Origin of the sequence: Zongyangia hominis (assembly GCF_014385095.1) — a bacterium.
Classification (GTDB): domain Bacteria; phylum Bacillota; class Clostridia; order Oscillospirales; family Ruminococcaceae; genus Zongyangia; species Zongyangia hominis.
In genome coordinates this window covers 13889-27851 of sequence record NZ_JACRTC010000001.1, presented here as the reverse complement: position 1 = coordinate 27851, position 13963 = coordinate 13889, and the positions used below count along the sequence as shown (strand labels likewise).

Genomic DNA, 13963 nt, shown 5'->3' with positions numbered 1-13963 from the left:
TCTTGTTTACAGAAGCAGCGATCCCACCTGAAATACCAGGAGACTCCCCAGGTAGGCGGCGCCCATTTGCAGGGCCACTGTGGCCCCGGCCCATTTGAAAGAGTTCATCTCCCGGCAGATGGAGGCGAAGGCGGAGACGCAAGGCATATAAAGGAGGACAAACACTAAGAAGGAGAGGGCGGACAGGGGCGTAAAGGCGGTGGCGAGGATGCCACCCAGAGCCGCTTTGTCCGCGCAGCCGTAGAGGAGCATGAAGGAGGAAACCACCGTCTCCTTTGCCACCAGGCCGGTAAGGAGGGCCACCGACGCCTGCCAGAATCCGAAACCCAGCGGCGCGAAGACGGGCGCCAGAGTGCTGCCGGCCACGGCGAAGATGCTCTGGGACATGTCGTCCACCATCCGCAGATGAAAGTCGAAGTGCTGCAAGAGCCAGATGAGCACCGTCATGAGAAAGATCAGGGTGCCCGCTCGGATGAGGAAGCCCTTGCATTTGTCCCACATGTGCAGCCCCATGCTCTTGAGGGTGGGTAGCCGGTAGGGAGGCAGTTCCATGACAAAGGTGGAGTTGTCTTCCTTGAGCACCGTTTTTTTGAGCAGGAGGCCGCAGAGGATGGCCACCAGCATGCCGGTCAGGTACATGGCGAAGATGACAAGCCCCGTGTAGCGGGGAAAAAAGATGGAAGCGAAGAGGGCATAGATGGGAAGGCGGGCGCTACAGGACATAAACGGGGTGAGCATGATGGTCATCCTGCGCTCCTTCTCGTTTTCCATGGTCCGCGCCGCCATGACGGCGGGGGTGGTACAGCCAAAACCCATGAGCATGGGGATAAAGCTCTTGCCCGAGAGGCCCAGCTTGCGCAGCAGCCGGTCCATGATAAAGGCGGCCCGGGCCATATAGCCGCTGTCCTCCAATAGAGAAAGGAAGAAAAACAGCAGCATGATCTGAGGCAGGAAGGAGAGCACCGCCCCCACTCCGGCGACCACCGCGTCCAGCAGCAGGCTGTAAGTCCAGGGGGAGGCGCAGGCCGCGTCGAGCAAGGTCCGCACGCCGTTCCCCACGGCCGCCATCAGCGCTTCCACCCCCTCCCCCAGCACCCGGCCCACCGGCCCGAAGGTGAGGGAGAACATGAGGAACATGAGAAACAAAAAAACCGGCAGGGCAAAAATCCGGCTGGTGGCAATCCGGTCGATCTTGTCGGAGAGGGTCATGGCCCCGGGGCGCTGGTTTTTGATCACCGCCTCTCCGCATAGCTCCGTGATGGCCCGGTACCGGGCGTCGGCCACCATGGTTTCCCGGTCCCCGTACCGGCTGGTGGCCTCGTAGTCCTGGACAATCTGTTCCATCTGCCGGCGCGCTTCCTCCGAAAGGGCGAGCCTGTCCTTGATTTCCCCGTCGTCTTCCAGAAGCTTCGGCAGATAAAAGCGATTCCTTCCGCCAAAGTCCACCCCCTGTTGGTTTAGCATCCGTTCCATGCGCCCCATGGCCCTTTCGGTGGCGTCGTCGTACCTGATACGCCGGGCGGGGCCTCGTCCCCTTTGGAGGCAGTCCTCCACCGCCGAGAGTAGCGCGGGGAGATTCTCCCCCCGCCTGGCCGTGATTGGTATCACCGGCACCCCCAGCCCCTGGGAGAGCATCCCGCAGTCGATCTGGTCCCCTTTGGCGCGGACATCGTCCATCATGTTGACCGCGATGACGGTGGGGAGGCCCAGCTCCAACAGCTGGAGGCTCAGGTACAGGTTGCGCTCCAAATTGGTGCCGTCGACGATGTTGAGCAGGAGATCGGGGCCGCCGTCCAGGATATAGTCCCGGGCGATGATCTCCTCCATGGTGTAGGGGGACAGGGAGTAAATGCCCGGCAGATCCATCACCCGAAGGCCGCCCTCCTTCATCCGCCCCTCCTTTTTTTCTACCGTCACCCCGGGCCAGTTTCCCACATACTGCTGGCTCCCGGTCAGGGCGTTAAACAGGGTGGTCTTACCACAGTTGGGGTTGCCCACCAGGGCGATGACCTTGCCGTCCGGCGCTCCCATTACGTTCCCTCCTATTCCATCTCAATTTTGACCGCGTCGTCCCGGCGCAGCGACAGCGCAAAGCCCCGGAGATTGACTTCAATCGGATCCCCCAGCGGCGCCTTTTTTCGTACGAAGATGGCAACCCCCGGCGTGATGCCCATATCCACCAGCCGCCTTTTGAGCGCGCCCTGGCCGGACACCCGCAGCACCACGCCGCTCTGGCCCGGTCTGAGATCTCCCAGCGTCTTGGTCCTCCACATGGCACGTCCCTCCTTTCCTTCATTCATCAATAAATATGAGAAAAAGAAGCCGCTTAGTCCATTGAGGGAGAAAAACCCGCGCAACGGACAGCCGCGGCGGCGTGATCAAACGGCCATGCCGCGGCGTTACAAAACTTGTCGGGCCACCAACTGTCCGCCGGCACTCACCGAGAGGGCTTTCCCAGCGGTGGAGGCCAGCGGCGTTACTCGAATCCTGTACCGCCCCCTCGCTACTGAAAAGGCTATCCTCGCAGTGGAGGGCCAAGGCAACGGCGAATGGCTCTTTTCACGTCTTCACCCAGCCAGTCCCCAGCAAAACAAATACCCGGTCTCCCGCTTTTAAAAGCGGGAGACCGGGTATCGCGCCATCGTACATCTCAAAGGGGCTTCCAACAATATTTTTTCAGATTGACACAGCCGTTATCACGAAAGCCCACGCCTTCCTCTTCAAGCAGCCGCCGCTGCTCTATCCAGTGGGGCGCGGTCCTGCCCTGGCAGTTGACCACCCGATGGCAGGGGAGGTTTCGTTCTTCCGGCGCATGGGAGAGGGCCCGGCCCACCAGCCTGGAGCGGTTGGGCGCGCCCAGCAAAAAGGCCAACTGTCCATAGGTGGCCACCGTTCCCTGGGGAATCTCCTCCACCAAATTATAAACCCGCTCGATGAACGCGATGGTTTCCTTCACCAATACCGCCCCCTTTTTTTCAGGATACCATATTTCCCCTCTTTTGGCCACTTTAGTTAGTTGTACGTATGAATTTGAAATTCCTTTTGCGGATGGAGCTTTTCTTCACACCTTGTCCAATCTGTCTCACATGATTTTGTCTACCTTCACAGAATTTATAAACAACCCATTGCGCACTTGCAACCATTATTGAAAGCTGATATGATAGAAAATGAAAATTGGTATGATTTTGGGTGAAATCGAGGTTATACCACCGCGAGAATGAAGAAGAAAAGGAGTGTAAGAAGCTATGCAAACCAATCGACGCAAAGGAAAGACCAAACTGCTTTCCCTGATCCTTGCCCTGGCCATTGTAATGACCATGGCGCTGCCGGCAGGACTGACCGTCTTCGCCGCTGCCAGTGATCTGGGCGGCTGGACCGGCACGGAAGGGCAGTACAGTTACAATGAGGATACCGGTGTATTAACGCTTAACTCTGGCGCCAACAACACCGTCTATTCGGACACCAAGGCCAGCGTCTTTACGCTGGAAACAGACATGACACTCAAAGACGGAGAGAAAACCGGCGGCATCGCCCTCAAGCGGGCCGATGGAAAATGGGCCGCGCTGCATGTCAATGGCGGCGGACTGCGGCTTTTCAGCGACCATGATATGGGCCTGGCCGAGCAGACGGCCGCTCTCCCCGACGGCGTCCGGGACAAAAGCATTCATCTCAAGCTGACCGTGGACGCGGATAAAAATGTCCGTGTCTTTGTCAATGGCGGCAAAAAGGCGCTCATCGACTACAAATTCGACGCCATGGAAGAGATGAACATCGGCTTTATTGACTGGTACACCAACACTACCTTTGAAAACATCACCTTCTCCACCGAGGTTGCTCCCTATGAGCCGCCCGAAGAGAGCCAGCTCAGCGGCTGGACCGGTGATTATAAGGCAGATACCGACGGCTCCATCATCGTCAACAACAATCAGGGCAACAACTACGTGGTTGCCGACATCCGCTCCAAGGCGTTTGTCTACGAAGCGGACATGACCCTGCCCGCCGGCGGGACCGCGGGACTGCTGTTCGCGGCGGCCACCTCCTCCCCCACCGACCTGGGCCTCAAATGGAACGCCCTGCATATCCGTGGCGGCGGTAGCGACGCGCGTCTGTTCTGCGAGTCCACCTGGAATCAAACCGACGGCCTCAACGAAATCGTTCCACTATCCGGTGTGAGCGGTACCATCAAGCTCAAACTGGAAGTGGACGCTGAGGGTAACTTTAAAGCCTATATCAACGACGTTCTCAAGATTTCCGTCAAACAGGACACCTACGAGGGCGGCTATGTGGGGCTGTGCTCTTATCGTACCGAGGCCAAATTCTCCAACATTAAGTTCACCAGCAACGATCCTAAAGGCTTTATCACCAACCTGACCGGCTGGAAGGAATTTGACAATTGGAGCATGACCGATAGCGGCTACCACGGCGACAACGCGTCGGGCGGCGACCTTTTCTCCATGTCCGACGTCTCCCTCCCCGCCGGCTCCTCCTTTGTCTTCGAAGGGGACATGCACATCGAAAACGCCGACGGCATCGGCGGCTTGGTCTTCGGCGTGGAAAACCCCGACAATCCCAACGAAAAATGGTATTGCATCAATGTGGACAAAAAGTGGGGCAATATCACCAAGCTCTTTAAAAATATGAACAGTGAGCAGAAGTGGGGCGAACAGCGCGTCCTCACCGAAGCGGAAAAAGCCAAGAAAAACTACCATGTGCGGGTGGAGCTACTCGATGACGGTACCATGAATTTCTACATGGACAACGTCTTGGCCGGAACCCACCGGGAACCCGACTTCTCCGGCGGCTATTTCGGCGTCATGACCTGCCTGGGCGACGTGACCTTCAATAACGTCAATTACTACGAGGTCAAGAGTCCCAAGCTCACCGGCTTAGAGCTCATCGGCGCTACCCTTGTCGAGCCCTTTGAAGAGACTCGGGACGCCTACACCGCAGAAGTGGCCACCGATGTCGAATCTGTCAAAGTTAAGGCATCCGCGGCCGACGACTTCCAGCTGTTCATCAATTCCAAGGTGGTACAGAGCGGTAGCGAAGTCAACATAGCTTTGAACGTGGGCTCCAACCCCATCGCCATCGTGGTCAAGGACACCGCAAGCGGCATTTCCAAGACCATCACCGTCAACGTCAAACGTTCTCCTGACATGGAGACCATCTATGACGGCGGCTATCGTCCTCAGTTCCACTTCTCTCCCCAGCTCAACTGGATGAACGACCCCAATGGTCTGATGTATAACGCCGTCACCGGCGAGTACCACATGTTCTATCAGCACAACCCCTACGGCATCGGCTGGGGCAACATGAGCTGGGGCCATGCGGTCTCCAAAGACCTCATTCACTGGACCGAGCTGCCGGTGGCTCTCTTCCCCGACGAGTTCGGTACCAAGTGGTCGGGCTCCGGCGTCATTGACTATCACAACACCACCGGCTTCTTTGACGAGAGCGTCCCCCCCGAGGCCCGGATGGTGGCGGTTCCCATGAACAATGAGAAGGTGGGCTCCGGCGTCATGCTGGCCTACTCCACCGATAACGGCTACACCTGGACCAAATATCAGGGCGGCAAGGCGGTCATCAACAATGTGGGTGACCCGAAAGTCATCTGGTATGAGGACGAGGAGATGCAGCCCCACGGCGGTTGCTGGCTCATGATCACCACCGGCGTAGGCCTTTACACTTCTCCGAATCTCAAAGACTGGACCTATCACAGCAACGTCCAGTTTAAGGACGGCACCGCCCTCTACGGTTGGGAGTGCCCGGACCTCTATCAGCTGCCGGTGGACGGCGACAAAAACAATCTCAAATGGGTTTACAGTGCGGCCGGGTCCTTCTATCTCATCGGCGACATCACCAAGGACGCCGATGGAAAACTGACCTTTAAAGCGGAAACGGACCCCCAGGTCTACGACGGCGACGCCAACCAGTACCGCACTGATTACTTCCCCCAGCAGGGAGACAGTCTTTCCTACGCGACCCAGTCCTATTTTAACGACGCCTCCGGTCGCCGGCTGAACGTCAGCTGGATTCGCGAGAGCACCAATGCCTCCATCGATCCCACCAAGACCTGGAACGGCTCCCAGTCCCTCCCCCACGAGGCATCCCTCCGGACGGTGGATGGGAAGCTCAAGCTGGTCAACTATCCCATCGAGGAAGTCAAATCTCTCCGGGGCGACCTGATCTATTCGGGCACCGATGTGAAAGTCACCCCCGACAGTGAAAACATTCTCGCCGGCAAACAGGGCGTCCTGATGGACATCGAGGGCACCTTCACCCTGGGCAACGGCGTCACTGAGTTTGGCCTCAAGCTCCGGCAGAACGGTGCGGGCCAAGAAACCGTGGTCAAATATGACGAGGTGAACGGCAAATTCATCCTCGATAAGAGCAAATCCGGAAAAGCTTACACCGGCACTCCCTCCATGGAGATGCAGCCCCTTGCCGGCAATCAGGTCAAGTTTAGAATCCTGGCCGACTCCTCCATCATCGAGGCCTTCGGCAACGACGGCGTGGCGCCCATCACCACCGCCTTCTTCCCGGATCTCGACAGCACAGGCCTCACATTCTATACTGTCGGCGGCGATGTCACCATCGATGAAATGAACATCTATGCCATGAACTCCGCCTGGAAAGGGCAGACCCCGCAGCCCACGCCCACTGTGCTGTCCGGTCTGAGTCTCTCCACCGGCACGCTGGACCCGGCGTTTGCAGCCGACACCCTCCAGTATGCCGCGAAGGTTGCAAACACCGTCACTTCTGTCAAAGTTACACCCACTTACACCGGTGACACCGCCGTCACCGTCAATGGCACGGCAGTCGCTTCCGGCGAAGCCTCCGGCGACATCGCGCTCAAAGTGGGCGAAAACACCATCACCGTGGTGGCGGGCGATAAGACCTATCAGATCGTGGTCACCCGCGAAGACGAGGAAAAACCGCAGCCTGGCGATAAGCCGGTGCTGGACGGTCTGGAACTCTCCAAGGGCACACTCAAGCCCGACTTCTCCTCCACCGTCAACAAATACACCGCCACGGTCGCAGGCAGCGTGGACAAAGTCCAGGTCAAGACCTTCTTTGCCGACGGTATCGAAGTTAAGGTCAACGGCGAAGTGGTCCAAAGCGGCATCTATTCCGGCGATATTCCGCTCAAAGTGGGCGAGAACGTCATCGACGTCACCCTCACCCTGGACGGCGAAGAGAACGCCTACCAGATTGTGGTCACCCGTCAGAAATCCGGCTCGACGGCGAAACCCGTCATCCCGGGCGGCGGCTCTGACTGGAAGTGGCCTTCCGGCGACGGCAGCTCTTCCGGCACCTCCGGCAAAGAGAATCCGAAATCGGGCGACGCCTCTTCCCTTCCCATTGCCATGCTGCTTCTGGCAGGGGCCATGGGCACCGTGACCTTCCTCTCCCGCAAGAAAAAATAACCCCTGATGTCAATAAAAGAGGACCGAGCGACGGCTCGGTCCTCTTTCTTTTGTTCGGACCCCGCTTTTGCATGGACCCGTTTCCCTTATCCCTGTAAAAGCCTCTTGCCACAGCACAGCGGCTAGGTCCTTTTTTCTTCTTGGACGGATACCATTTCTATCCGCCCCTCTTCTTTCCGCAGCGCTTTGAGCTGGATATCGAGCATCACAAGGCAAACCAAAAAGATGAGGATGTCCGACACCGGGCCGGAAAGCAGGACGCCGTCGAGCCCCACCGCGGCGGTTAAAAGGAGCGCGGAGCCGATTTTAAACACCACCTGGTAGAGTAAGGAGATGGCGGCAGCCTGCCGGGGTTTTCCCATGGCCTGGAACAGGATGCCCGTCACCATTTCAAAGCCAAAAAAGATGTACATGCAAAAATAGGTCTGGAAGAATTTCTTGGAAAATTCCAGATAGAGGGTCTCTTCCTGGGAGCCGAAGATGCGCACCAACGGCTCTGGAAAGAAGACGAACACCACCGTAGCGGCAATGGACAACACAATGGCGGCGGTTACCGCCACGCGGTAAGCCTGCCGGACACGAGGGAATTTTTTGGCGCCGTAGTTATAGCCTACCACCGGCTGCATGCCGATAGCGATGCCCAGAATGACGGTGAAGAGGATTTCCTGGACCTTCATCGCCAGCCCAAAGGCGGTCAGCGGGATCTCCCTGCCGTAGGGGGATAGGGCGCCGTAGTGGACGATTAAGTTGTTGCTGACCGCCATGACGAGGGTAAAGGTGACCTGATCGAGGAATGTAGGGATGCCTAAGGCCGCGATTCTCCCCAGCGTCCGTCGGCTCACGTGAAAAATATCCCGGGTCACCTTAATCTCTTGGAAGTGGCGGAAATAGGACAGTGAGATGAAGAAGGACAAAAGCTGGGCCAGCACTGTGGAGAGAGCCGCGCCCTCGATACCCCACCCAAAACCAAAAATAAAGAGGGGGTCCATGCAGGTGTTGGCCACCGCGCCGGCAATCATGGAGGTCATGGCATACCGGGGACTGCCGTCGGCCCGTATGACGGCATTGAGGGCCGTGCTGATGATGGCGAGGGGCAGGCCCAGTACAATGATGCGGCCGTAGCGTAGAGCGAGGGGCAGGATGGCGTCGGTACCGCCAAAGAGCCGCAAGATGGGGGTAAGAAACACGCTTCCCACCACCAGCACCGCGGCGCTAAGGACAAATAGCGCTACCGCCATGCTGCCCACCGCCTCGGCGGCGGCCCCCTTATCCCCTTTGCCGAGGTTCAGGCTGTAATCGGCCGCCGTGCCGTCCCCCAGCAGGACGGCCACCGCCAGCCCCGACAGGGTGAGGAGTCCCACCACATTGGCAGCTCCGTTACCCAGGTAACCTACGCTGTGGCCGATGAAGACTTGGTCGACAATATTGTAAAGGGCGCCCACCAGCATGGCGATCACGCTGGGGATGGCATACCGGGCGATGAGTCCCCCGATGCTTCCAGTGCCCAACCGATTTTCTTTTTCTATCATGATAACGATCTCCTTTAAAGGCAGTTTGACGGAGCTTTACAAAACGCGATGGACAAAAAAACAGAAGGCCGCCAGGCGGCCTTCTGCTATCTTCCGGGCACAAACGTGCGCCAGCCCCACGCCTTACCAAAGGAGGCCGGGGAAAACAAAAAGCCGCGGACAAGACATGTCCGCGGCTTTCTTTATCCTTGTTTCACCGGCAAATGGGTGCAACAAACCAAGCGTGGGTTCCACGCTTCCTTGTCACTCTTGCCGATGAGAAGGTGTTTAAAGCTCCGTACAATGTCTCATCGCATTCCCTTGTGCGGAGCAAAGTTTCCTCTGCATTTGCTGCGTATCAGAATATCCCATGAATCTCATCCTTTCGATGGTTTTATGATATCAACATTGGGCTTGGCTGTCAAGGTCAGCTCTCTAACCCCCGACCGCCGGCATCTTCCTTTGGTCCCGCCGCTTCGGAGACGCTTTCCGGCAGCGCGATCTCATACCGGTCCCTGCCCTTCTCCTTGGCCTGGTACAGCGCTTTGTCCGCCCGTTCATATACTTCCACATAATCGGAGCCGGAGCAGGCCAGCGCCGCGCCCAGGCTAATGGTGGCATACCGCCCGGAGGCGATTTTAATTTTGCGGACCTTGCCGCACAGGTCCCCGCACTTATCCTGAAGGTCCCGCAGATCCCTGACATTGCGCATATAGACGATAAATTCATCGCCGCCGGGACGCCCCACCACATCGTTGGAACGGAAACTCCGGGCAAGCAGGCCGGCCACTTTCTTAAGAATCTCGTCTCCCCGCATATGGCCGAAAGTATCGTTGATGGATTTAAAATTGTCTATATCGATCAGGAGCAGCGCGCCGGACTCCTGCCCCGAAAGCTCCGCCAAATTCTGTTCCACCTGCAGCCGGACCGCTCTAGCATTGAGAACACCGGTCAGGCCATCCTGTTGGGCCTGCTCTATGAGCAGTTCCTGCTCCCGCTTTTCCTCGTCGATCATGGTAACCTTGCCGATGGTATAGGCCGGGTTGCCCTCGTCGTCGTGGACCGTCTTCACCGCCAGCCGCAGCCAGTGGTTCTGTCCATCCAGCCATCGCTGCTCCATCTCCACCACGCCTTGATCGTGGGCGCGGATATAATCCAAAATGCCGCCCCCCACGATGTCCTCGCCCGCGTCGCCACAACTGTAGGTATGGATCTTGACACTGTCCTCCTGATCTGTGGCGGGACTGGTTACCATCAGGGTATCGGCCTGAAAATCATATTCGATAAAATAGTCATTGACCAGGCTGTAAATCTGCAAATGCTTTTTCAGATCCAGCGCCATCTTCCGATTGGCCTTCACCCTCTGACGCATCCAAATGAGCAACAGCGCCACAATGCACAGTAAAAACGCCAATACCACCGCGACGACTTCCGCCGGGTGGGACTGAATAAACGACCACAGGGTGATTTGCTGCTGATACATGGTGTTATCGTAAACGAAGGCCTGCATTTGATCCGCCGGAACGGAGGCAATGGCTTTGTTGAGGATACTCAACAGATGGCGGGTCTGCGACTTTGCTACGCCAAAGCAGAGCTGCCATTGGTCATGAATCTGGGAGATCACCTTGAGCTGATTGTATTCCGGGTGATTGATATAGTATTGAGCGGTGGAAGCGTCCACATAAGTCGCATCCGCTTCCCCCCGGTTGACTGCGCGGATACATTCGTCGATGGTGTCAAAGTAGACCAAATTTTCTGCATCCCCCGGTTGCACACCGAGATTTTTGACCACTGCCAGACGTCTGCCCGACATTTCCTGCTCGTTGACAGCATCGTTGAGGATCAGCACGTATTGGGTGGAAAGATAGGGCCGGGTCATGGCGACTCCCAAGGTCTGAGCGAGCTGATAGTCGTAGGTAATCCCCGCCATCATATCCAATGCGCCGCTCTCAATTAACTGCTCCTGCTGTTGCGTCCCCGTAACGGGTACCAGCTCAAACTGGAGCCCTGTGTTCTCGGCGATATACTGGAGAAAATCCACCGAAATACCCGCAAATCCTTTTTTGTCCATAAACTGATAGGGCGGCCGATTCGTCACCACTCCCACTCGTAAGGTGCGGCCTTCCCCGACATAGGCGCTCTCCGCATCCGAGAGCAGGATCTCGTTATACTCGGGGACAAAGTATTTCTCATACAAGGTGGTGGAAAAAATAGGGGTCCGCCTGCTCAATGCTGGAGATGGCGGAGTTGAGCTCTTGCATCAGTCCCTGGCCGTTATTTTTGGACATGATAAAATAGAAGGGCTTGGGCGAAAATTTGGCGATGGTCCGCACCCCCGGAAACAGGTTGAGACTGGTGTTGAGTAGGGCGTCGGCCCGCCCACTTTTGAGCGCGTGGAGCTGTTCTTCACCACTTTTACATAGGATATATTCCGGCTCAATCAAATTTAATTTGCAGTATTCCTCCAGCTCCTGGCGCCGCATTTTGCTCGTCTCGATGATCGCGATGCGGATCTTCTGGTTGGACTGGGAATCAATGACAATATCCCGCGGATCGTCATGGAGCACCTGGAGCACTGTATCCACCGTACCGTAGCTAAATGCGGAATAGTTATAGGTCTCCGCCAGTGCCTGACTGTATAGGGTGCCCCCCATCAGGTCAATTTCGCCTTTATCCAGCATATCCATCAGCGTCCCCAGGCTCTGATCGGTATCGCCGGGCACCTGGACAAATTCATAGGTCCATCCGGTGTATTGGGCGATTTCCTGTAAATATTCGTAGGTGTATCCCCTATAGTTGCCGTCTTCATCTATCTCCGTGAGGCCCCACTGGATAGGGTAGCCCACTCGGACTACGCGGCCCTTTTCCTGTTTTGCATCCGCCGTGACACAAAGGCTGGCGAGCATCACCATGGCCAAAAGCAATGAAAAAAAGGAGATCCATTTATTCTGTTTCATACGCTAATCTCCCCTTTCGTCTTTTTGTCCTTCACGCAATAGATGTTCTTTGTTTATCATAGCAAATCAGTCACAAATTCACAAGACTTCTGGGATTTTGTAAAGGAAATTTAATCATCACTTTGGGAATTTTCTCTGATTTCCTCATTTCTCCAAAATAATATACAAATTTGCAGCTGCTCATTCCATCATCTCTACAAATTCCATAGGATCCTGTTCCAAGGGACGCCAAATTATGGTATAAAATAGATAAGACGTCATCCGACAAAAGGCGACGGAATATGGCGGTACAGCAAGATTGCGGTGCCGGGAAGAAGAGGTCTTTTGTATGAAATGTGCAAACTGTTCGACAGAATTTGAGGGGAATTTCTGTCCCCGTTGTGGAAAACCCGCGAACTGGCAGCCCCCAGTTTCGCCGAAACCCATTCCAGCACCCCCTACCACAGAGGAGCCCTCCCCCCAAGAGGAAACAGCGGCTCCCCCTTCCTCCGAAAAAGAAACGTCTTCGACCAAGCGTAAGTTTCCCAAGAAAGTGCTGCTGTGCCTGCTGCCCCTCCTTATCATCGGCATTGTGGGGCTTGCCGTTTTGGCGTTCTCTACGCCCAAAGCCACCCCCATCCTCTCCCCCAGCGGCATTTCCCTTCTGCGCTGGGAGGATGCCTCCCCCGTTCAAATAACCACTCCTGGACAGAGCGTGACAACGGTTCTCCAGGTGGGACCCGAATTCTTTGAGCCGGGTAACATCCTTCTGGAAAGTGGGGATACCACCGTGGCAACGGTGGAAATCGCTTCCCATACCTCGGATGAATTGGAAGTCAAAATTGTGGCTGCCGGCCAGGGATCAACCCGCGTGATCGCCTCTTCTTCAGACGGCCTGGTCAAATCCGTACCTCTGGACGTCATCGTCACCACCGGCGCCGTCTCCAACGGAACGGGCGGTGGAAATCAGCCGCCCCAAAAAGACAAACCGGCAACAACAACTCCCGTCACGACGACTCCTCCCACCACAACCAAGCCTCCTGTCACTACCACCACCGCCGGCCGTATGTCCGAGAAAAACGCCATAGCCGAGAGCATCCTCAGCCAAATGCGGCCCATCGTGGAGCAAAGCTTTCAGTATTACAGCAATCTATACTTTGACGCATCTAACGACACCATTGTGATCGAAGTGGCATATGAAGGTATTTCGGATGCTATCAAAGTGACCAAGGCCATCCGTCAACCGGAGCTGTTGCAGGCGTGGCACACAACATGCGACAAGTTTTTGTATCTATCTTCCACCACCAGAGACGCGATGAACCGCAAGGGAGGCAATGACCTCAACTTGGACATCACCATCCTTGACGATATCAATTTTGAAGACATACTGCTCAAAATTTATAACGGAAGCATCACCTATGATGCTATGGCAGAATAAAGATATGCCGCATTCGATAGGGCCTGGAGCGCAAATGCTCCAGGCCCTATCTGTGGAAAGCGCTACATAATGGCGCCCATCTAGACGCAAGTACAAAAGAAAACACACCCCACAAAGTGGGGTGTGTCATTTGGGAGCGGCAACTTGCCGCTGGCTGGGCTGGCGGGATTCGAACCCACGGGATGCCAGAGTCAAAGTCTGGTGCCTTACCGCTTGGCTACAGCCCATCAGGTACAGAAAAACCTCTTCTGTCCAGCTGATGGTATAAAAAAAAGGCTTTCGCCTTTTATTAGTAAAGTGGGGTGGGTAATGAGAGTCGAACTCACGACCTCCAGAGCCACAATCTGGCGCTCTAACCAACTGAGCTATACCCACCACAATGGCGCGCCAGAAGGGACTCGAACCCCTGACCTACTGCTTAGAAGGCAGTTGCTCTATCCAGCTGAGCTACTGGCGCATTGTAACATGCCCGCCGCCCAACTCTTCCTAGCGCAATATGCTGTGTGACGGAATAAATTGGAGCGGGTGATGGGAATCGAACCCACGCGACCAGCTTGGAAGGCTGGGATTCTACCATTGAACTACACCCGCTTATCTAGCGACGGATTATATTTTACCATCTGCATGAACTTTTGTCAATAGATGGAGAATAAA

Annotated in this window: 8 protein-coding genes and 4 tRNA genes; 2 read left to right on the top strand and 10 right to left on the bottom strand. The window is 56.0% G+C overall.

Features of this window, described 5'->3' with window-relative positions; all coding sequences use genetic code 11:
- Window positions 1-6: 6 nt before the first annotated feature.
- From feoB to H8709_RS00120, 3 genes are all read right to left on the bottom strand, one after another.
- Window positions 7-2031 carry a ferrous iron transport protein B gene (gene feoB / locus H8709_RS00130; RefSeq protein WP_262396347.1) on the bottom strand — a complete coding sequence of 675 codons (2025 nt, stop codon included), beginning with the start codon at window positions 2029-2031 and terminating at the stop codon, window positions 7-9.
- Window positions 2032-2042: 11 nt separating this feature from the next.
- On the bottom strand, window positions 2043-2273 hold the full coding sequence (locus H8709_RS00125; protein WP_262396346.1) for a FeoA family protein: 231 nt from the start codon (window positions 2271-2273) through the stop codon (window positions 2043-2045).
- Window positions 2274-2650: 377 nt separating this feature from the next.
- Window positions 2651-2956: an MGMT family protein gene (locus H8709_RS00120; RefSeq protein WP_262396345.1), complete on the bottom strand. Its 306-nt coding sequence runs from the start codon at window positions 2954-2956 to the stop codon at window positions 2651-2653.
- Between the two features lie 289 nt (window positions 2957-3245).
- On the opposite strand from H8709_RS00120, the gene H8709_RS00115 reads away from it, so the two are divergent.
- On the top strand, window positions 3246-7427 hold the full coding sequence (locus H8709_RS00115) for a cadherin-like beta sandwich domain-containing protein (protein ID WP_262396344.1): 4182 nt from the start codon (window positions 3246-3248) through the stop codon (window positions 7425-7427).
- A gap of 122 nt (window positions 7428-7549) precedes the next feature.
- On the opposite strand, the gene H8709_RS00110 is transcribed toward H8709_RS00115, so the two are convergent.
- The 3 genes from H8709_RS00110 to H8709_RS00100 all read right to left on the bottom strand — a co-directional run bounded on the left by H8709_RS00110 (window position 7550) and on the right by H8709_RS00100 (window position 11892).
- Complete coding sequence (locus tag H8709_RS00110) at window positions 7550-8956, bottom strand: MATE family efflux transporter (RefSeq protein ID WP_262396343.1); 1407 nt, start codon at window positions 8954-8956, stop codon at window positions 7550-7552.
- Between the two features lie 406 nt (window positions 8957-9362).
- A complete protein-coding gene (locus tag H8709_RS00105; protein WP_262396342.1) occupies window positions 9363-11165 on the bottom strand; it encodes a transporter substrate-binding domain-containing diguanylate cyclase in 1803 nt (600 codons plus the stop codon).
- The gene (locus tag H8709_RS00100) at window positions 11125-11892 is read right to left on the bottom strand and encodes a transporter substrate-binding domain-containing protein (RefSeq protein WP_262396341.1); all 768 of its coding nucleotides are present in this window, start codon (window positions 11890-11892) and stop codon (window positions 11125-11127) included. Before H8709_RS00100 ends, H8709_RS00105 begins: the two co-directional genes overlap by 41 nt.
- Window positions 11893-12424: 532 nt before the next feature.
- On the opposite strand from H8709_RS00100, the gene H8709_RS00095 reads away from it, so the two are divergent.
- Window positions 12425-13309: a hypothetical protein gene (locus H8709_RS00095; protein ID WP_262396340.1), complete on the top strand. Its 885-nt coding sequence runs from the start codon at window positions 12425-12427 to the stop codon at window positions 13307-13309.
- A 151-nt stretch (window positions 13310-13460) separates the two neighbouring features.
- On the opposite strand, the gene H8709_RS00090 is transcribed toward H8709_RS00095, so the two are convergent.
- The 4 genes from H8709_RS00090 to H8709_RS00075 all read right to left on the bottom strand — a co-directional run bounded on the left by H8709_RS00090 (window position 13461) and on the right by H8709_RS00075 (window position 13900).
- Window positions 13461-13536 (bottom strand) — tRNA-Gln (locus H8709_RS00090).
- Window positions 13537-13607: 71 nt separating this feature from the next.
- Window positions 13608-13684 (bottom strand) — tRNA-His (locus H8709_RS00085).
- 5 nt (window positions 13685-13689) lie between these two features.
- Window positions 13690-13766 (bottom strand) — tRNA-Arg (locus tag H8709_RS00080).
- A 60-nt stretch (window positions 13767-13826) separates the two neighbouring features.
- Window positions 13827-13900: transfer RNA gene (locus H8709_RS00075), tRNA-Gly, on the bottom strand.
- Between the last annotated feature and the right edge of the window lie 63 nt (window positions 13901-13963).

Coding starts and splice junctions, on each gene's coding strand:
- feoB (WP_262396347.1), bottom strand. CDS start 2,031: ATGGGAGCGCCGGACGGCAAGGTCATCGCCCTGGTGGGCAACCCCAAC.
- H8709_RS00125 (WP_262396346.1), bottom strand. CDS start 2,273: ATGTGGAGGACCAAGACGCTGGGAGATCTCAGACCGGGCCAGAGCGGC.
- H8709_RS00115 (WP_262396344.1), top strand. CDS start 3,246: ATGCAAACCAATCGACGCAAAGGAAAGACCAAACTGCTTTCCCTGATC.
- H8709_RS00110 (WP_262396343.1), bottom strand. CDS start 8,956: ATGATAGAAAAAGAAAATCGGTTGGGCACTGGAAGCATCGGGGGACTC.
- H8709_RS00100 (WP_262396341.1), bottom strand. CDS start 11,892: ATGAAACAGAATAAATGGATCTCCTTTTTTTCATTGCTTTTGGCCATG.